Annotated in this window: 12 protein-coding genes, 1 tRNA gene and 2 pseudogenes; 8 read left to right on the forward strand and 7 right to left on the reverse strand. The window is 70.5% G+C overall.

Going from position 1 to position 18,137, the window contains the following annotated elements; translation table 11 throughout:
* Positions 1-107 precede the first annotated feature (107 nt).
* A complete protein-coding gene (gene upp / locus JN535_RS16870; protein ID WP_205206857.1) occupies positions 108-743 on the reverse strand; it encodes a uracil phosphoribosyltransferase in 636 nt (211 codons plus the stop codon).
* Between the two features lie 372 nt (positions 744-1,115).
* Between upp and JN535_RS16875 the strand changes: the two genes are divergently transcribed.
* Complete coding sequence (locus JN535_RS16875; protein ID WP_205206896.1) at positions 1,116-1,547, forward strand: nucleoside deaminase; 432 nt, start codon at positions 1,116-1,118, stop codon at positions 1,545-1,547.
* A gap of 133 nt (positions 1,548-1,680) precedes the next feature.
* On the opposite strand, the gene JN535_RS16880 is transcribed toward JN535_RS16875, so the two are convergent.
* The 4 genes from JN535_RS16880 to JN535_RS16895 all read right to left on the reverse strand — a co-directional run bounded on the left by JN535_RS16880 (position 1,681) and on the right by JN535_RS16895 (position 7,077).
* Positions 1,681-2,505 carry an NAD-dependent protein deacetylase gene (locus JN535_RS16880; RefSeq protein WP_205206897.1) on the reverse strand — a complete coding sequence of 275 codons (825 nt, stop codon included), beginning with the start codon at positions 2,503-2,505 and terminating at the stop codon, positions 1,681-1,683.
* Between the two features lie 902 nt (positions 2,506-3,407).
* Entirely contained in the window at positions 3,408-5,459 is a 2,052-nt protein-coding gene (locus tag JN535_RS16885; RefSeq protein WP_205206858.1) for a carbohydrate-binding domain-containing protein, read from the reverse strand.
* Positions 5,459-6,337, reverse strand: a complete 879-nt coding sequence (locus tag JN535_RS16890; RefSeq protein WP_205206859.1) for a polyphosphate polymerase domain-containing protein — start codon at positions 6,335-6,337, stop codon at positions 5,459-5,461. Before JN535_RS16890 ends, JN535_RS16885 begins: the two co-directional genes overlap by 1 nt.
* A complete protein-coding gene (locus JN535_RS16895) occupies positions 6,334-7,077 on the reverse strand; it encodes a DUF4956 domain-containing protein (RefSeq protein WP_205206860.1) in 744 nt (247 codons plus the stop codon). The genes JN535_RS16890 and JN535_RS16895 overlap by 4 nt, the downstream gene beginning before the upstream one ends.
* Positions 7,078-7,308: 231 nt before the next feature.
* Here JN535_RS16895 and JN535_RS16900 point away from each other — a divergent pair, with 231 nt between their 5' ends.
* The 3 genes from JN535_RS16900 to JN535_RS16910 all read left to right on the forward strand — a co-directional run bounded on the left by JN535_RS16900 (position 7,309) and on the right by JN535_RS16910 (position 9,364).
* Positions 7,309-8,148: a siderophore-interacting protein gene (locus JN535_RS16900; RefSeq protein ID WP_205206861.1), complete on the forward strand. Its 840-nt coding sequence runs from the start codon at positions 7,309-7,311 to the stop codon at positions 8,146-8,148.
* A gap of 8 nt (positions 8,149-8,156) precedes the next feature.
* Positions 8,157-9,176, forward strand: coding sequence for an iron-siderophore ABC transporter substrate-binding protein (locus JN535_RS16905; protein ID WP_205206863.1), 1,020 nt, complete (start codon positions 8,157-8,159; stop codon positions 9,174-9,176).
* A gap of 98 nt (positions 9,177-9,274) precedes the next feature.
* A tRNA-Ser gene (locus JN535_RS16910) sits at positions 9,275-9,364 on the forward strand.
* Between the two features lie 32 nt (positions 9,365-9,396).
* Here JN535_RS16910 and JN535_RS16915 read toward each other — a convergent pair.
* Positions 9,397-9,795, reverse strand: a pseudogene (locus JN535_RS16915) (IS481 family transposase); the annotation flags it as partial.
* Positions 9,796-9,847: 52 nt separating this feature from the next.
* Between JN535_RS16915 and JN535_RS16920 the strand changes: the two are divergent.
* Positions 9,848-11,097 (forward strand): IS3 family transposase gene (locus JN535_RS16920; RefSeq protein ID WP_205206866.1). Its coding sequence is split into 2 segments (ribosomal slippage): positions 9,848-10,130 and positions 10,130-11,097, totalling 1,251 coding nucleotides; the frame shifts between segments, so codons are not numbered across the junction.
* A gap of 152 nt (positions 11,098-11,249) precedes the next feature.
* A pseudogene (locus JN535_RS16925) lies at positions 11,250-12,413 on the forward strand (IS3 family transposase).
* Positions 12,414-12,454: 41 nt separating this feature from the next.
* On the opposite strand, the gene JN535_RS16930 reads toward JN535_RS16925, so the two are convergent.
* Complete coding sequence (locus JN535_RS16930; RefSeq protein ID WP_205206868.1) at positions 12,455-12,736, reverse strand: hypothetical protein; 282 nt, start codon at positions 12,734-12,736, stop codon at positions 12,455-12,457.
* Positions 12,737-12,930: 194 nt separating this feature from the next.
* Between JN535_RS16930 and JN535_RS16935 the strand changes: the two genes are divergently transcribed.
* Both JN535_RS16935 and JN535_RS16940 read left to right on the forward strand, forming a co-directional pair.
* On the forward strand, positions 12,931-15,648 hold the full coding sequence (locus JN535_RS16935) for an N-6 DNA methylase (RefSeq protein WP_205206870.1): 2,718 nt from the start codon (positions 12,931-12,933) through the stop codon (positions 15,646-15,648).
* Positions 15,649-16,607: 959 nt separating this feature from the next.
* A complete protein-coding gene (locus JN535_RS16940) occupies positions 16,608-17,654 on the forward strand; it encodes a DNA sulfur modification protein DndB (protein WP_205206872.1) in 1,047 nt (348 codons plus the stop codon).
* The last annotated feature ends 483 nt before the right edge of the window (positions 17,655-18,137 follow it).

An 18,137-nucleotide genomic window follows, 5' to 3' on the forward strand; every position in this document is an offset into this window, starting at 1 on the left:
GGGAACTTCTCAGCATGCGGACCTGCAATGTCTCGCGTTCCGGGCTCGGGCGTCGACGACGGACGCGCGACCCGGGCCGGTCGTGCGCGTCCGTGCAGGTGGGAGAGTCAGACGACGCCGTAGAGGCGGTCGCCGGCGTCGCCGAGGCCGGGGACGATGTACGCCTTCTCGTTGAGGCGCTCGTCGACGGCGGCGACCACGAGCTGGACGTCGACACGGTCGCCGACGGCATTCTCCAGCACCTGGATCCCCTCGGGCGCCGCCAGCAGGCAGACCGCCGTGACGTCCCGTGCCCCGCGCGCGAACACGTAGTCGATCGCGGCGACGAGCGTGCCGCCCGTCGCGAGCATCGGGTCGAGGAGGAACACGTGGCGTCCCGTGAGGTCGTCGGGGAGGCGGTTCGCGTAGGTGACGGCCTCGAGCGTCTGCTCGTCGCGCTGCATGCCGAGGAACCCGACCTCCGCCGTCGGCAGGAGGCGCGTCATCCCCTCGAGCATCCCGAGGCCCGCGCGCAGGATGGGGACGACGAGGGGGCGGGGCTCCGCGAGGCGCACGCCGACCGTGGTCGTCACGGGCGTCTCGATCTCGTGCGGCTCGACGCGCACGTCGCGCGTGGCCTCGTAGGCGAGGAGCGTGACCAGCTCGTCGACGAGGAGGCGGAACGTCGGGGACGCCGTCTCCTTGTTCCGCAGGACGGTCAGCTTGTGGGCCACGAGCGGGTGGTCGGCGACGTGCAGGCGCATGGCGACAACGGTATCCGACCGCGCGTGCCCCGTACCGCCCGGTAACCCGCCCGCGCCGCGCGAGTTGTCAGCGTCACGTCGGTCTATAGCCTGGTGAGGCGCTGACGGACCTCCGTACCACGAGCCGTCGGCACGTCGTCGCGGCATGGCGCGACGAGCCGCTGACACCTCGGAGGTCCCGTGCCCGACGACGTCGCTCACCCCGGCGACCCCGCCCACCGAGGCGAGGGGCCGACGCCGGGCACCGACGGGCCGGCCGGCACGACGGCGGGCGCCGGCTCCTCGGGACCGCGCGGGCTCGACCAGCCGTGGGCGGACGGGACGTTCCCGCCGGACACGGTCGCGGGGCGCCGCCAGGTCTGGGACGCGCTCATGGGACTCGCGCTGCACGAGGCGACCCACGCGCTCGCGAGCGACGACGTGCCCGTCGGTGCGCTCGTCGTCGGGCCGGACGGAAGACTGCTGGGCGTGGGGCGCAACCGGCGCGAGGAGACCGGCGACCCGACCGCGCACGCCGAGGTGCTCGCGCTGCGCCAGGCCGCCGCGACGCTCGGCGAGTGGCGGCTCGAGGGGTGCACGCTCGTCGTCACGCTCGAGCCGTGCGTCATGTGCGCCGGGGCGCTCGTCCTCGCACGCGTCGAGCGGCTCGTGCTCGGGGCGTGGGACCCCAAGGCCGGCGCGACGGGCTCGGTCTGGGACCTCGTGCGCGACCAGCGCGCCAACCACGCGGTCGAGGTCGTCGGCGGCGTCCGCGAGGACGAGTGCGGCCGCCTCCTGCGCGACTTCTTCGCCGCCCAGCGCTGACCCGCTGCTGGCGGCGGTCGCCGGACCGCCGGCGCCTGGCCGCGACGCCAGCGGCCGGCGACCCTGCACCCGGCCGAGCGCGACGTCGCTGTCGCTCTCGGCCGGATGACGACAGGCGACGCCGTGCTCGGCGTCAGCGGGCGAGGGCCGCGGCGAGCGTCGTGAGGGTCTCGGTGGTGCCGGCGTCGACCTTGAGCGTCGCGAGCGGGTCGCCGCGCGTCCAGCCGCGGTTGACGATGACGACCGGCTTCTCCTGCTTCGCCGCGTGGCGCACGAACCGCAGCCCGCTCATCACCGTCAGCGACGACCCCGCCACGAGCAGCGCGTCACCCTCGTCGACCATCGCGTACGCGCGGTCGACCCGCTCGCGCGGCACGTTCTCCCCGAAGTACACGATCTCCGGCTTGAGCACCCCGCCGCAGAACTCGCACGGCGCCGGGCGAAAGTGCGACGTCTGCTCGATGACGGCGTCCGCGTCCGGGGCGATCTCCACGTCCGCGACGTCGCCGATGCTCTCGACGAACCCCGGGTTGAGCTCCGTGAGCCGGTCCGCGAGGTGCTCGCGCGAGATGACGCGACCGCACTGGAGACAGATCACGCGGTCGTACCGGCCGTGCAGGTCGATGACGTTCCGGCTGCCCGCGTCCTCGTGCAGCAGGTCCACGTTCTGCGTGATCAGCCCCACGAGCACGCCCGCGTCCTCCAGCCGAGCCAGCGCGCGGTGGCCCGCGTTCGGCTGCGTGCGGTGCACGTGCTGCCAGCCCACGTGGTTGCGCGCCCAGTAGTGGCGGCGGAACGCCTCGTCCTGCACGAACTGCTGGTACGTCATCGGGTTGCGCGGCGGCGAGTCGGGGCCGCGGTAGTCCGGGATACCGGAGTCCGTCGAGAGCCCCGCCCCCGTCAGCGCCGTGATCCTCAGTCCGCGCAAGAGCTGCACGGCGTCCTCCGCCGTCCCCAGCGGCGGCTCCGGCTCCGTGCCCGACGGCGGCGGCTGGCTCGGGCGCCACGCGAGCCGCGACGTCAGGGTCGGGACGGCTGACGGCGGCAGGTCCGCGGAGGACGTCGCCACGTGCGCGGGGGACGCGGTCGAGGGTTCGGTGGAGTCGCTCGGGTACGGCGCGGTCGGGTCGGAGGGCACGTCTCCCACGGTACGACGGCCCGCGAGGTAGAGCCGTGGTTCTTGTGCTCGACGGCGCGTGGCTGGGTTGGGTGGTCGGGGTGGGTGGTGGTGCCGCGTCTACCATCCGCTGCTCGTTCCTCGCGGCTCCCCCCAGGCCCAGCCACGACGCGGCACCACCACCCACCCCGACCGGCGTCGTCTCACCCTGGTCGGTCCTCACCGTGGGCGACCGCCCGCGGGTGGGTTCGGCCCAGGCCGCGCGACCTCGCGCCCGGAACGGTTGCCGGTCGCGGCGCCGTCACGTCGAGCAGGTGATTCCGGCGCGTCCGGCGCCCGGGACGCGTCCTTGTCGCCTGCTCGACCCACCAGGACGGCCTGGTCGGCCTCGCGCCGAGCCGCCACGGGCACTCTGCTCCGGCGGGCAACCCGATGGTCGCGAGCGGCGACCGACGTCCCCGGGCGAGACGATCGCCAAGCGGTGGGGGTGGGCTCGGATGCGGAGGGGCGTCAGAGCGGCGCTCCTCGAACCGACGGCCGAGGGACCAGGGTGACGGCGCCGCAGCCCCGAGCACCGAGGCCACCCGCGCCGCGGACCCGACCCGCGGGCTTGAGACTCGAGGACGCGCCGCGGACCCGACTCCGCAAGGCTGAAGAGACGACCACGGTTCAGCGTCGGCGGGCAGCGTTCTGCCCGACGGCCTGTGGTGGCCGCCGGGCAGAGCGTTTCGGGCCTGGACGGGTCAGGACTCGGTGGTGCCGTCCTGGGTCGTGCCGTCCTGGGTGCCCGGGCGGCCCCCGCCGGTCCGGCCGCCCATGCCGCCGCCGGTCCACTCGCCCGCGACGGCGGTCACCGTGCCCGCGGGGGTGGTCACCGTGTAGGTCTCGCCGGCCGTCACGTCGGGTGTGGAGACGACGACGTTCGCGGTGTCCTTGGTGACCGCGTACTCCGTGAGGACGGTGCCGTCGGCGGTCGTGACGGTGACGGCGTCGCCGGCGCTCGCGGACACGTCCGCCGCGAGCCAGCCCTGCTCCGAGTCGGTCGACGGCACGACGACCATGCCCGCGCTGCCCGCCGCGACGAGCGAGCCGCCGCTGATCGTGAAGGTGCCGTTGACGTCCAGCGCGCCGTTGCCGTCGTTCGTCGGTCCCTGGACGACGATCTCGCCGCCCGTGACGGTGAGCGAGCCGTTCGAGTCGATCCCGTCGCCGCCGGCGTCGACGGTCAGCGTGCCGCCGGAGATCGTCAGCGTCGAGCCGTCGTCGGTGTCCATGCCGCCACCCATGCCGCCGCCCGCGCCACCGGGGCCGCCCTGGGGCATCTCCGTGCCGTCGGGGAGCTCGCCGCCCTGCGGGGGCTCCGACATCTGGCCGTCGGACGGCATCTCCGGCGGGGTGCCGCCGGCCGCGGCTCCGTCCGGGGGCTCGGGCATCGTGCCGTCCGCGGAAGCGCCGGGCGCGGCACCGTCGGGCGTCGAGTCGGCCGCGGCATCGCCGCCCGTCGAGCCGTCATCACTCGCCGTGCCGTCGGTGCCGGTCGACGTCTCGTCGGTCGTCGATCCCACGGTCGCATTGAGGCCGTCGTCGCTCGCCGTGACGTCGAGGTCGCCGCCGGAGATGGTGATGGCCGCGCCTTCGATCCCCTCGACGGACGTCGTGACGGTGAGGTCGCCGCCCGAGACGGTGACGTCGCCGTCCGCGTGCACGCCGTCGTCGCCCGACGACAGCTCGACCGTCCCGCCCGAGACGGACACGGCGCCGTTCGAGTGCAGCGCGTCGTCGGCGGCGCCGACCGTGACCGACGCGTCGTCACCGACCACGACGCCGACGTCGCCCTTGAGGCCCTTCGCGGAGGCGTCCTCGGCGACGGTCGCGCCGGCGCCGCCCGCGGCGGTCACGGCCAGCGTCCCGCCGGAGACGATGACGTCGGTGACCGCCTGCACGCCGTCGTCGCCCGACGCGACGGCGATCGACCCGCCGCGCACGTCGACGAACCCGAGGGTCTCGTCGCCGTCCTCGGTCGACTTGAGCCCGTCCTTCGCGGCGGTGACGTCGAGGGTGCCGCCCGTGACGACGAGGTAGTCCTTGCCGCGGATCCCGTCGTCGCCCGCGTCGACCGTCAGCTCGCCGCCCGCGACGACGAGGCCGTCCTTGGAGACGATGCCGTCGTTCCCGTGCGACGTGACGCTGAGCGCGCCGCTGCCGCCGATCACGAGGTCGGCCGTCGAGAACAGCGCGCCGTCGGGCTCGCCGTCGGCGTCCTGGGCGGAGTACGTCTCGGCGTCGGTGAGGCTGTTGGTCGAGCCGCCGGCGAGGATCACGGCGACCTTCTCCGCGTCCTGCACGTTCACGGCGGCGTTCGTCGTCGCGGTGATCTCCGCGCCGTCGAGGACGAGCTGGACCAGCCCGTCCTCCGCGGCGTCCACGACGACCTGCCCCTCCAGGGTGCCGCTCAGCACGTACGTGCCGGGGGCGGTGATCGTGACGGTCGAGCCGTCGACGGTCACGCCGTCGCCGTCCGTCGTCGCGGTGTCGTCGCTGAGCGCGACGGTCACGGCGGACTGCTCGTCGTACGCGAGGTCGGCGTCGTCCACCGTCACCTCGGCGTTGTCCGCGCGGGCCTCGTCGGGGGTCAGCCCGGCGACGGCGTCGGAGACGACGCTCGCGGTGGTCGCCGCGTTCGTGTCGGTCGAGGTGGTGCCGGTGGTCGCGCCGCTCCCCAGCACGGAGCAGCTCGCGAGGACGGCGGCCGCTGCGGCGGCGGTGAGAGTGGTCAGGGGTCGGCGGATGCGCATCAGAGGCTCCAGTCGTCGTGCCCGGGGGTGGTGCGGGCGGGGTGTGTGGTTCCGGCAGGCGCGGTGGCGCCGGGGGAGAGGTGGCGGCGGATCACGCGGCGCCACGGGCCGTCGGGCAGGTCCGGGCGCAGGAGCGCCAGGCCGGTGCCGTACTTGGAGATCCGCTCGGGCCGGTGGCCGTGCCGCCACAGCAGGCGGTCGAGGTCCGACGGCGTCGAGCCGCCCTTCGTCTCGACGACCACCAGGTGCGGGACCGTCCAGGTGAGGGGCGCGTGCGCGCCCGGCTGGTCGAGCTCCCACATGAGCCCGGTGTCGACGGTGGCGCGCGCGGCGCCGTCGGGCCGGGGGAGGAGGAGGGTCGTGCGGCGGTACCGCGAGACGAGGCCGGGGGCGAGCGCGTGCTCCGGGACGCCGTCGATCCCCTCGGCCGCGAGGGTCCGGCCGACGAACGTGCGGCCGGAGCCGAGCGCCGTGGGGCGCGCGTCGTGCGCGACCCGCTGCTTGAGCGTCGCGCCCCGCGCGGCGCGGGTCTTGACCTCGAGGAAGCTCGCGCCCGAGTCCAGGTAGGTGCGGGTGCGGACCTTGAACCGCCGACGGCGGCGCGTCGCCGTGAGGCGGAACGACGCGAGGTCGGGGGTGTCGAAGTACACCGACTCGTACGCCGAGCTGCGGGCGCCGTCGATCTCGAGGACGCGGGCGGGAGTCGTGCGGGCGAGCGCGTCGAGCACCGTCACCGCGTCGTCGACCGGGAGGACGTACTTGCGGTCGACCCGGGTGAGCAGCGCGGCAGCGTCCACGAGCTCGTCCAGGCCGACGCCGTCGAGCGGGTAGAGGACGGCGCGGACGCGGTCGTCGGCCGTCACGTTCCGGGGGCTCATGCGCGCACCTCGGTCCGCGCGGGCCGGCCCGCCGGCGCGGGCGTCGTGGCCGCTGCCGGGCTCGGCGGCGTCGGAGCGGTCGCCGGGGCGAACGACGCGAAGGGCGCCGCCTCGCGCGAGGCTCGGCGTGCGCGGTCGGGCACGGGGAGGGGCGCCGCGGCTGCCGGGGTGGGCACCGGCGTCGCCCGACGGCGGTCGCGGGGCTCGGTGTAGCGGACGTCCACCCAGGTGGTGTCGTTGACGAGGTCGAGGCGCTGGACGCTCACCCCGCGCACCTCGGCGCCGAGGAGCTCCTCGAGGTAGCGGGTGAGCTCGGCGCGGTCGGTGAGGGCGCGGTCGACGACGACGCTCTGGCTCCGCGCCCGGCGCAGGACCCGTGGGTGGTCGACGACGGCCATCACGCCGACGACGAGCGCCATGCCCGCGAGGGACAGCCAGCCGGTCGTGGCGCCGAGGCCGCCGAGGAGGCCGAGCGCGAGGGCCGCGAAGTAGTAGGCGACCTCGGTCTGCGACAGCTCGGTCGAGCGGAGCCGGATGATCGACAGGACGCCGAAGAGCCCGAGCCCCAGCCCGGCGCCGACGCTGCTCGTCGCGAGCGTCGCCGCGACCGCGAGCACCCCCACGTTGACGCCGAGGTAGGCGACGACGAGGTCACGCCGCCGGTGCCGGGGGAAGTAGAGGCCGAACGCGAGGACGGTGACCGCGACGAGGTCGACGAGGTACAGGACGGGCTGGGACACGAGGCCTCCGGGTGCCGGGGCGCTGGGCGCCGTGGTCGAGGACGTTCCCATTCCGCCGAGGGAGTCTGTGCGGTCGCTGTGGAGGGCACAGGGTGCGTGTGTGAGTCGCGTTCAGCCGGTCGTCAGCCCGCGTTCACCCGGTTCCCGCGGCCAGATGGCCGTGACGGGGGTCACGGCCGAGCACCCAGGCGGTGATGTTAGCCTCACCTAAGTCACCGACGAGAGGTTGTCATGTCGACCACCACCGCGCCCGCCCCGCGGCGCGCCCGCCCCCAGACGGTCCTCGAGGTCCTCGAGACCGCGTGGCTCTCCCCGCACCTCGTGCGCGTCGTGGCCGGGGGCGACGGGTTCGCCGCGTTCACCACGAACGAGCACACCGACAAGTACGTCAAGATCTTCTTCGCCAAGCCCGAGCTCGGCCTCGAGCCGCCCTACGACGTCGCGGCGCTGCGCGACTCGCTCGCGCCCGAGGACCTGCCCGTCACCCGCACGTACACCGTGCGGTGGGTCGACGAGGCGGCGCAGCGGCTCGCGATCGACTTCGTCGTGCACGGCGACGAGGGTCTGGCCGGGCCGTGGGCCGCGCGCGCGAAGCCTGGCGACCGTCTCGTCCTCGCCGGTCCCGGCGGCGGGTACGCGCCCGACCCGGCCGCCGACTGGCACCTGCTCGCCGGCGACGACTCCGCGCTCCCCGCGATCGCCGCCGCGCTCGAGGCCATGCCGCGCGACGCCGTCGGGCACGCCGTGCTGGAGGTCGGCACCGAGGCGGACCGCCTCCCGCTCGCGGCGCCCGACGGCGTCGAGGTCACCTGGGTGCTGCGCGGCGACGCGCCCGCCGGGACGACGACGCTGCTGCCCGACGCCGTCGCCGACCTCGCGTGGCGCGAGGGCCGCGTGCACGTCTTCGCGCACGGGGAACGCGAGGCCATGAAGGCTCTGCGCCGCGTGTTCGCGGAGCGCGGCGTCCCGCGCGCCGACCTGTCGCTCTCCGGCTACTGGGCCTACGGCCGCGCAGAGGACCGCTTCCAGGCGGAGAAGCGCGAGCCCGTCGGCCAGATCTTCGAGGACTGAGGAGTCCCATGCACCGCACCACCACGTTCCGCCGCGCGCTCGCGGCGACGTCCGCGCTCGCCGTCCTCGCGCTCGCCGCGTGCTCGTCCGGGGACGGCTCGGGCGACGACGCTCCGCCGTCGGGAAGCGCAGGCGCCGACGGCGCCGCGGACGCCTTCCCCGTGACCATCCCCACCGCGTTCGGGGACGTCGAGATCCCCGAGGAGCCGGAGCGCGTCGTCGCCCTCGGCTGGGGCGACGCCGAGACGGCGCTCGCGCTCGGCGTCCAGCCCGTCGGGGCGAGCGACTGGCTCGCGTTCGGCGGCGACGGCGTCGGCCCCTGGCTCGACGGCGCGTACGACGAGTCGCCCGAGATCATCGGGACGCTCGAGCCGTCGTACGAGCAGATCGCCGTCCTCGACCCCGACGTCATCCTCGACGTGAAGTCGTCAGGCGACCCCGAGCGGTACGAGCGGCTTTCCGAGATCGCCCCGACCGTCGCCATCCCCGAGGGCGGCGAGGCCTACCTCACGCCCATGGAGGACCAGGTCGGCATGATCGCGGCTGCCCTCGGGCGCAGCGAGGCCGGTGACGAGCTGCTCGCCGAGGTCGACGACGCGTTCGCCGCCGCGCGCGAGGAGCACCCCGAGTTCGCGGGCAAGACCGCCGTCATCGGGTCGTACTGGGCCGAGGGCTTCGGCGCCTACGTCTCGACCTCCAGCCGTGGCGAGTTCATGCAGGGCCTCGGGTTCGAGACCAAGCCCGAGATCGACGAGGCCGCCGGCGAAGAGTTCTCCGCGAACCTCGGCACCGAGAACGTCGACCTGCTCGACGCCGACCTCACCGTCATCCAGCCCATCGGCTTCACCGCCGCCGACGTCGAGGCGCTCCCGATATTCCAGACCGTGCCGTCCGTCGCCGACGGTCGCTACGTCGTGTTCGATGACAAGGACCTCTCCAACGCCTTTTCCCTCGGCACGCCCACGGCCGTGATCTACGCGATCGACAACGTCACGCCGCTGTTCGCCGACGCGCTCGGCGGGTCGTGACGCCGGGCCTCCGGGCGTCGGATCGGGCGGCCTGACCGGCCGATTCGGTGTCCGGGGGTCTGACCAGGTATCCTTCCTGGGCCGGGTTTCCCGGCGAAGGTAGCGTGTCCGAGCGGCCTAAGGAGCACGCCTCGAAAGCGTGTGTGGGTGAAAGTCCACCGTGGGTTCAAATCCCACCGCTACCGCCATCGATGTCTCACGACATCGCGGACAGCCGGACCTACGTTTTCGTAGGTCCGGCTTTTCGTTGTCTGGGGCCTGGTCGGCCGGTGGGTTGGTAGTCGCGTGCGGGGTCGAGGGTGAGCTCGCGCAGGATCTCGCCGGTGGCGCGGTCGATGATGCGGATGTCGAGGTCGTGGACCAGGAGCAGGACGTAGGTTCCGGCGTGGGTTCGGCCGATGCCGATGTGGTGCAGGCGGCTGGCGTGGCGCAGGGTGACGGTGCCGGTGGCCGAGATGCGGTCGGTGCGCACGCGGTCGTGGGTGTCGGTGGTTCGGTCGGTGCCGGGGCCGGCTTTGGGGCGCGCGGTGTAGGCGGTGGCCGGGGTCTGGCGGTGCGGTAGAGACCGGTGGGGTCGGTGGTGGTTGTAGTGGTCGATGAAGGTGTCGATCAGGGTTTGGTGAGTCACCCCGGCGTGTCCGGGGACCTGATTCCTTGGAAGGATGAAGGTCATGGCACGTCCCTCGAAGTACCCGCTGGAGTTGCGGGAGCGTGCGGTGCGAATGGTCGCTGAGGTGCGACCGAACTACGGCACGGAGTACGAGGCGATCCGCGAGGTCGCGCACAAGCTCGGGATCGGTTCGGCCGAGACGTTGCGGCAGTGGGTGCGCCGCGGGCAGGTCGATGCCGGTCAACGCCCCGGGATCACGTCCGAGGAGTCGGCGGAGATCAAGCGGTTGCGGCGCGAGAACGCTGAGCTGCGGCGGGCGAACGAGATCTTGAAAGCGGCGTCGGCTTTCTTCGCGGCCGAGCCAGGCCGGCCACAGACCAGGTAGTGACGTTCATCGAGGCGCACAAGGATCGCGCCGTGGGTGGTCTGCGTTGGGGAGTCGAGCCGATCATCGCTGTCCTGCGCGAGCAGGGCGTCCCGATCGCCCCGTCCACGTACTACGAGGCTCGAGGCCGTGCCCCCTCGCGCCGGGCGGTGCGCGATGAGCAGCTGCGCAAGGTCGTGTCCGAGGAGTGGTCCAAGCGCCAGGTCCTGGGTGCCAGGAAGCTGTGGCCGCGACTGCGCAGGGACGGGCACGACATCGCCCGGTGCACCGTGGAGCGCCTCATGGGCGAGCTCGGCATCACCGGGGTGGTGCGGGGCAAGGCGCGACGTGTGAGGCCACCGGGGCCGGCGGCGGTCCGTGCAGCCGACCTGGTGGACCGGCACTTCGCCGCGTTCGCGCCCAACACGTTGTGGGTCGCGGACTTCACCTACGTCCCGACCTGGTCGGGCATGGTCTACGTCGCGTTCGTGTTCGACGTCTACTCCCGCCGGATCCTGGGCTGGCGGGCAGCGACATCGATGCGGACCGACCTGGTGCTGGACTGCCTGGAGATGGCGCTGTGGACCCGGCGCACCGAGGGCGTAGTCGACCTGTCCGGGCTGGTCCACCACACAGACGCCGGCAGCCAGTACACCTCGATCGCGTTCACCGACCGCCTCATCGACCACGGCATCGACGCGTCGGTCGGGTCCGTCGGGGACGCGTACGACAACGCCCTGGCCGAGTCCCAGATCGGGCTCTACAAGACCGAGCTCATCCGCCCCGAAGGCCCCTGCAAGGGCCTCGACGACCTCGAGGCCGCCACCTTGGACTGGGTCCACTGGTTCAACACCGAGCGCACCCACGGATCCATCGACAACCTCACCCCGGTCGAAGCCGAAGCGGCCTACTACAGCCACCACCAACGCCAAGCCGACTCGGCTTGACGCACGAAACCCAGTCCCCGGACACGCCGGGGTGACTCACGGTGTTGCGGAAGGTGTCGAGCACGATCTGGGCGGTAGGGTCTGGGTCTGCTGCACGAGTAGGTGACACCTGATCTGTGGTGCCAGGAGGCACCGCTGTGAGGATGTCGAACGTGCCCAGATCCCATCCGAAGGAGTTCCGTGACGACGTCGTGGCCGTGGCTCGCCGCGGGGACGCTCCGATCGAGCAGATCGCGCGCGACTTCGGGATCTCCGAGTCGTGCCTGCGGAACTGGTTGCAGGCCGCGGGCGTCGGGGACGGCAACCGGCCCGGGACCACTGCCAGCGAGTCGGCCGAGCTGCGCGAGGCCCGCAAGCGGGTCCGGCTGCTGGAGCAGGAGAACGAGGTCCTGCGTCGCGCTGCGGCCTACTTCGCCCAGGCGCACCTGCCGGGAAAATGATCTACCCGCTCGTGCGTGAGCTCGCCGCTGACGGGGTTCCCGTCGCGGTGACGTGCCGGGTCCTGAAGCTCGCGAGACAGCCCTGCTACCGGTGGCTGGTGGCCCCGTTCACCGACCGCGACCTCGAGTAGGCGTGCTTGGCGAACGCGCTGTTCGACGCCCACGGCGACGACCACGAGTTCGGCCACCGCCTGCTCGGCGACGAGGCCCGCGAGGCCGGCCATCGGGCGTGCGACCGGACGGTGTGGCGGATCTGCCGGGACAACTCCTGGTGGTCGGTGTTCGGCAAGAAGCGGAGCAAGAACGCCAAAGCGGCCCGGCCCGCCGGCTCACGACGACCTCGTGCGCCGCGACTTCACCGCCACGGACCCGAACGAGCTGTGGCTGACCGACATCACCGAGCACCCCACGTCCGAGGGCAAGCTCTACCTCTGCGCGATCAAGGACGTGTACTCGGGCCGGATCGTCGGGTACTCGATCAGCGACCGGATGAAGTCCCGGATCGCGGTTGACGCTTTGGCCTCGGCGGTAGCCCGCCGCGGTGGAGACGTCGCCGGATGCGTCGTTCACAGCGACAGGGGGAGCCAGTTCCGGTCCCGGCGATTCCTGGCCGAGCTTCGCCGCCACGACCTTCTCGGGTCGATGGGGCAGGTCGCCTCCGCGGGCGACAACGCCGCCATGGAGAGCTTCTTCTCGCTGCTGCCGAAGAACGTCCTGGACCGGCGCAGGTGGGCCACCCGCCACGAGCTGCGCCTGGCGATCATCACCTGGATCGAACGGACCTACCACCGCCGCCGACGCCAGGTACGCCTCGGACGCCTGACACCCATCGAGTACGAGACGATCATGACCGCTCAGGTCGCACTCGCCGCCTGAGAGCCGCTGCCACCTATTCGCGCAGCAGACCCGCTCCGCGCTCAGGCGTCGCCGTGCTTCTCGAGGTAGGCGCGTGCCTCTTCGGCGTTCTGGAACGTCGTGCGGGCGGTGCGCTCGATGTAGGCCACCATGCTCTTGGAGAGGCCGACGTCGGCGGCGACCGAGCGGAGCGAGGCGCCCGGCGTCGCCAGCATCGCGAGCACCTCGGCGTCACGCTCGACGCGCGCCAGGCGATCCTGCTCAGCAGCTTCCTTCTGGCGCACGATCGCCGCGCGAGCCCGGTCGCGGTGGACCTCGTACTCGGAGCGACTGTCACTGGCCATGGCCCGACTGTACCGCCCGACCGTGCAATGCTCTGCACGAGGGAAGCCCTGTCTGGTTCGAACGTCCACTGAGCAGGCGGTTTGCTGGCTTTGGTGATCGCACGAACCTAAAGCGCGCTTCAGAGCCTGCTACTCTGACGCACAGCCACGCATGGGAGTGGCGAGCTCTGAAGTCAAAACCGGAGGCGTCGAAGTTGAAGATCCTGTCCCCTGACGTGGCACTGGCCCTCCCCGAGGTGGCTGAGTGCATCGCCCGTGGCTTCATCGAGGTCAAGGACGACCGCATCCACTACATGCTCAAGACCGAGCAGGACCACTCCTGGCTCGACCCCGAGGAGTGGGTGCGCTGCGCATCGATCGCCGCACTGATCGTGACGTACGGCTACCCGCCGCAGCGAATGCTCACCGAAGTCCTCATTCCGCGGAGGGTCCCAGGCGACTACGCGGACATCGTCGTCTTTCGCGATGACCGCTGCAAGGTTCCCTACCTCGTCGTGGAGAACAAGGCCGAAGCTCAAGGAGCGGCGGCGCGCAAGCAGGCGATCGAGCAGGCGATCGGCAACGCACATAGCCTCCGCGCTGTGCTCGCGCTCTACGACGGATACAGCGACTCGCTGCTCTTCGACACGAGCGGTGCGTACGGCGCCATGGAGCGCGAGGAGAACCGACGCGGCGACAGGACTCGGATCCCACGTCTGTACTCGGCCGACGCCCCGAAGTTTCGGTTCATTGCGAATGACCAGTCCGGGGACATCGCGCCGGCCGACGCACGCAAGCTCGAAACGAAGGTCCGTCGAACACATTCCCTCATTTGGGCCGGTGGCAAGCGCGACCCGCTCACGGCCTTCGATGAGTGGTCGAAGCTCTTGTTCGCGAAGGTCCATGACGAGCGCACCACGCCTAATGGGAAGCCCCGTCGCTTCCAGGTGGGATCGGGCGAGACTGACACGGCCGTCTCGAGCCGGATCCACGAGCTCTTCGCGGTGGCATGCAAGGAGGACACCTCGATCTTCCCACCGGGGCTCCGCATCAAGCTGCCGGACGACAAGATGCGGCAAATCGTGGAGACCCTGCAGGACATCAGCATCATCAGCACCGACGCGGACGTAATCGGCCAGGCCTTCGAGCGCTTCTTCGGCAGTGTGTTTCGTGGTGAGCTGGGCCAATACTTCACAATGCGTCAGATCTCTCGGTTCACTGTGGCGGCCGTCGGAGTTGACAACACCGACTACGTCATCGACCCGACTGCAGGAAGCGGTGGCTTCCTCCTCGAGGCTCTGCTCCAAGGGTGGCACCAGATCGAGCGCGACTTCAGTGGTCAGCAGGAGATCGATCGGAAGAAGTACGACTTCGCGATGAACCACGTGTACGGGATCGAAATCCATGAGGTCCTAGCGCGCATCCTCAAGATCAACCTTCTGCTGCACCACGATGGGCACACGAACATCGAAGGCGACCGCAGCTGCCTCGACACGGAGTTCGTGAACCCGCGCCTGCGCAACAAGTGGAAGGGGGGCTTCACCCGCGTCATCGGCAATCCGCCGTTCGGCGACACGGTACGCAGGGGCGACCGGGACCTCCTGGGCACCAATGAGCTCGAAACCTTCCAGGTCGCGGAAATGCGCTCGCAAGTGCCCAGCGAACACCTCATCTTGGAACGCGGAGTCGACATGCTCGGTCCCGACGGCAGGCTGGCATTCGTCTTGCCTGATGGAGTCTTCAACAACCAGGGTGAGCGGTCGAACTGCCCGCAGACGCGCCGCTTCCTCGCTCGGGCCGGGGTTATTGAGGCGATCATCTCGCTGCCCGACTACGCCTTCCGCAAGTCGGGAGCGCAGAACAAGACGTCGGTCCTAATTTTCCGAAAGTTCTCGGTGCCTGAGAAGCGCCTGTTCGAGAACGCTTTTCGGACCGAGTTCAACAAGAGTAAGGACGAGGATGCCGGGATCCTCGCGGGCCTGGACGCGCTCGACTACAGCGTCTTCCTCGCCGAGGCCAACTTCATCGGGTACACGACTACCGGTGTCGCGTCCGACAAGAATGAGCTCTTCAACCCAGACAACCTCGGCTTCGTCGCGGATAACCAAAACGGGACGATCCTTGGTGAGCTGCGCCGGTTCCGCGACAACCCGAAGGCATATGAAGGTTCACGCCTCCCAGACTGTATGGGAATCCGAGCAGCCGACATGTGGTCGGCCCACGGATCCCACCGGCTCGACCCCAAGTACTTCTTGTTCAAGCTCGAGGAGCGCACCATCACTCCAGACGGCTGGGTTCGCGAGCCGATCCGCAACGTCATGCGGCGCCGCGACGAGCTCGTGAGGCCTCAGACGAAGCCTGACGATCCGGTCGTAGTCCTCACCGTCTCCCAGACAGGAGAACTCCGGGCGCGCGAGGCCGGTAAGGGAAAGAACCCGCCGGAGTGGCAGGGCATGTACTTCGAGGACATGCCGACGAAGTGGTACGCCGCGCACACCAACGATGTGGTCTTCTCGGGCATTGACCTCTGGAAGGGCTGCATCTCGGTCGTTCCCGAGGAGTTCGACGGCGCTCTGGTCTCGAGTGAGTTCCCGGTCTACGAGATCACCGACGACCGCCTCGACCGCGACTTCGTGTCAACCTTGCTCCGCAGTCGGTACTACCGGCGGGCGTTCAGGGCTATCACGACTGGTCACAGCAACCGGCGCCGGACTCAGGTGGAGGACTTCGAGGCGCTGGAGATCTGCTTTCCTGCTGACTCGATCGAGCAGCGCCGGCTCGTCGCGGACGTGATCAAGGCGCGCCAGAAGCTCCGCGACGCCGACCGGTCGTTGAAGCAGGCCATGCTGGCGTTCAGCGACGTGATCGACAGTCGAGGCGATGAGGAGTACGAATACACCGACGACGAGGACGAGGCCGAGGCCGAGGCATGACTCTAGTGTGACTGGGTCCGTTCGGCAGCGTTCGCGAGATCGAGCCCGGTTACCCTCCATGCGAAGGGTCCCACCCGTAGATCCTGCGGTCGTGGGGCCCTTCGTCGTCTGCGTGCCGCAGCGCGTTTGCACCTTGCCTCCCACGAGCCGTCAACGGCAGGTGCTTCGACGCCCGGGCGACAGCTGATGGGTCGAGATTTGCAGGTCCCAGGTTCCACATGGAGTCCGCGTACGTGGTGCACCAGCCGCCCCGCAGGTTCCTTGAGCCTCAAGGTTTCCAGCTCGCCGGATCGCCGGCATGGCGAAGATGGGGCGCGCGATACGCAGACGCGGCGGATGCGAGCTTGGCGAGAGTAGGCACATGTCCGCACACCAAGCGGGTGAGGGCGCCCGGGTGAGCGTCGCCGCCGAACGGTTCAACCGCCGCTCATCGAAGCGCTGTACTGCCCCGACGCGCAGGAGCGATTCTGTACTCGGCCCGCAAGGGCTTCTTTGCCCGATGTCGGACTCTCGGGGCCGCGGACGCCCTTGACGACGAGGCGCGTCGGCGACAAGCTGAGCGGGCGGCCTCGCGGAAGCTCGAGGGCTTCTGTGCAAAGCTAAACCGGATCAGCGCGAAGCTTTGTTGACACGCCGGTACAGCTGGTGTAGGGTGTTAGCTTGAAGCGCGGCGGTCAGGCCGGGGACGGTGAGGGTCCAAACCTCGCCCACTGCCCGGGTGGACCGACGGCTCTACGGGGCAGCGGTCCCGGTAGGGGTCCAAACCCTGCCGTGGGGTCCCTCTGAGCAGGGCCGCCGCGCTTCAAGCTGACGATCACACCCACACGGGGTCCATACCTGTTGGGGCGCGAGCGCGGGGCAATGTGTTGATTGGGCGGTCCAAACGCCCTGGAGCATCCGCCCCGCACGAGCTACTCAGCTGGCCTCTCGGATTCCAGCAACCCGCAAGGAGCAGCATCATGATCGGTCTCAGTCTCCCCGCGCTGCGGGGTACCCAAGGTGGACGTGTCTTCTACCAGTGCATGGTGAAGAACAGCACTCTGAACACCTTCTTCACGGTCAACATGGAGCCCGCGGCGGATCGTTCGCAGCGCACGCTCGATCCCAAGCATGCGCGCGAGATCGCCGAGTATGTCGTGGACAACGCTGAGGGCTACCTGCTCGGTGCCATCACCTACGCGATGGACACCGAGGGCGCGTTCACGCCTAGTGACCTCGACCCGAGTATCGGCGTCCTCACCATCCCGATGTCCGCGAACATGCGGTCCCTCGATGGCCAGCACCGCCGCCAGGGCCTCAAGGAGGCCATCGATGAGGACCCGAGCATCGCTGAGGACTACACGTCGGTCCTCATCTATGTGGAGTCCGAGCTTCTTGAGCGCAAGCAGATGTTCAGTGACATGAACGCCACCCCCAAGGTGGTTGCCAAGGCCTTGAACGTCTCATACGACAACCGCGACCCGTATGCCCGCGCCGCGGTGCGCCTCGCGGAGGAGCACCCGATGCTCACCGGTCACGTCGAGATGGAGTCCGCCCGCGTCAAGGCGGCTTCGACCGACTACTTCTCCCTGGCCGGCGTCTACGAGGCCATCAAGCGCCTCGACCTGGGCCTGACCGTGCCGCGCGGCCGCCTGCCCAAGAAGGATGTTGACGACCTCGTCGACCTTGGGACCAACTTCTTCGACCTTCTCCAGGAGGCTCGAGCGGAGTTTACCAAGGCCGCCGGCATGACGGTCGGCGAGATGAAGGCGTACCGCGAGCAGACCATCCTGTTCTCCACCACGACCCTGCGCGCTCTGGCCGGCGCGGTCTACGAGGCGGCCCAGGAGAAGCAGATCAGCGATCTGACCGAGTTCGCCGATTCCCTTTCGAAGATCGACTTTTCGCCCGACGCCGCGATCTTCGTCAACGCCGGCTTCGTCTCCCCGGGCAAGACTACCCCCAACGCCCGCAACCAAGAGGTGCACGCCGCGACGATCGCCATCAAGGAGGAGCTAACCCGGTGACCTCGACAGTGTGGGGCCCCGTCTGCATCCGCGGGCGGGGCCACAACTGTGCGCAGTGAGCCTGGTCGTTGCCGCCTCTGACCATGTTGCACACCAGGCGCCGCGGGTACGCGTGAGGACTTTCCTTACTGACTCAAGCGCGCGGCTCCGCCGCGCGGGTCGGCCTCCCGGGCGGGGCCCCGCGCTCCGCTCGCAAGCTCGCTCCGCGCACCCCACCCGTCCGGCCTCCCCATCGATACGACGAAAGCCGGCCCCGAATCTGTCCGGAACCGCTCTCAGGCCCGACTGTGTCCCGGGCGCCACGGGCCGACTCCGTCGCGCGCCCCAACGCACACGCCTTCGCCACAAGTCCGCCGTTGTCCTGGTGCCGGCGAGCATGCGCACCGTGGACGGCTAGCTGTACTGACCGGGCACGTTGGTCGAGAGAGTGTGACGCGCTGATCTGAGTTGGTAGCGCGAGAGGGCCTCCCGCGGTGGAGTGGA

This window comes from Cellulosimicrobium cellulans (genome assembly GCF_016921195.1).
GTDB lineage: Bacteria > Actinomycetota > Actinomycetes > Actinomycetales > Cellulomonadaceae > Cellulosimicrobium > Cellulosimicrobium cellulans_F.

Bases quoted from the DNA above. Each gene is read 5' to 3' on its own strand.
- upp (WP_205206857.1), bottom strand. From the start codon at position 743: ATGCGCCTGCACGTCGCCGACCACCCGCTCGTGGCCCACAAGCTGACC.
- JN535_RS16875 (WP_205206896.1), top strand. From the start codon at position 1,116: ATGGGACTCGCGCTGCACGAGGCGACCCACGCGCTCGCGAGCGACGAC.
- JN535_RS16885 (WP_205206858.1), bottom strand. From the start codon at position 5,459: ATGCGCATCCGCCGACCCCTGACCACTCTCACCGCCGCCGCAGCGGCC.
- JN535_RS16890 (WP_205206859.1), bottom strand. From the start codon at position 6,337: ATGAGCCCCCGGAACGTGACGGCCGACGACCGCGTCCGCGCCGTCCTC.
- JN535_RS16900 (WP_205206861.1), top strand. From the start codon at position 7,309: ATGTCGACCACCACCGCGCCCGCCCCGCGGCGCGCCCGCCCCCAGACG.
- JN535_RS16905 (WP_205206863.1), top strand. From the start codon at position 8,157: ATGCACCGCACCACCACGTTCCGCCGCGCGCTCGCGGCGACGTCCGCG.
- JN535_RS16930 (WP_205206868.1), bottom strand. From the start codon at position 12,736: ATGGCCAGTGACAGTCGCTCCGAGTACGAGGTCCACCGCGACCGGGCT.
- JN535_RS16940 (WP_205206872.1), top strand. From the start codon at position 16,608: ATGATCGGTCTCAGTCTCCCCGCGCTGCGGGGTACCCAAGGTGGACGT.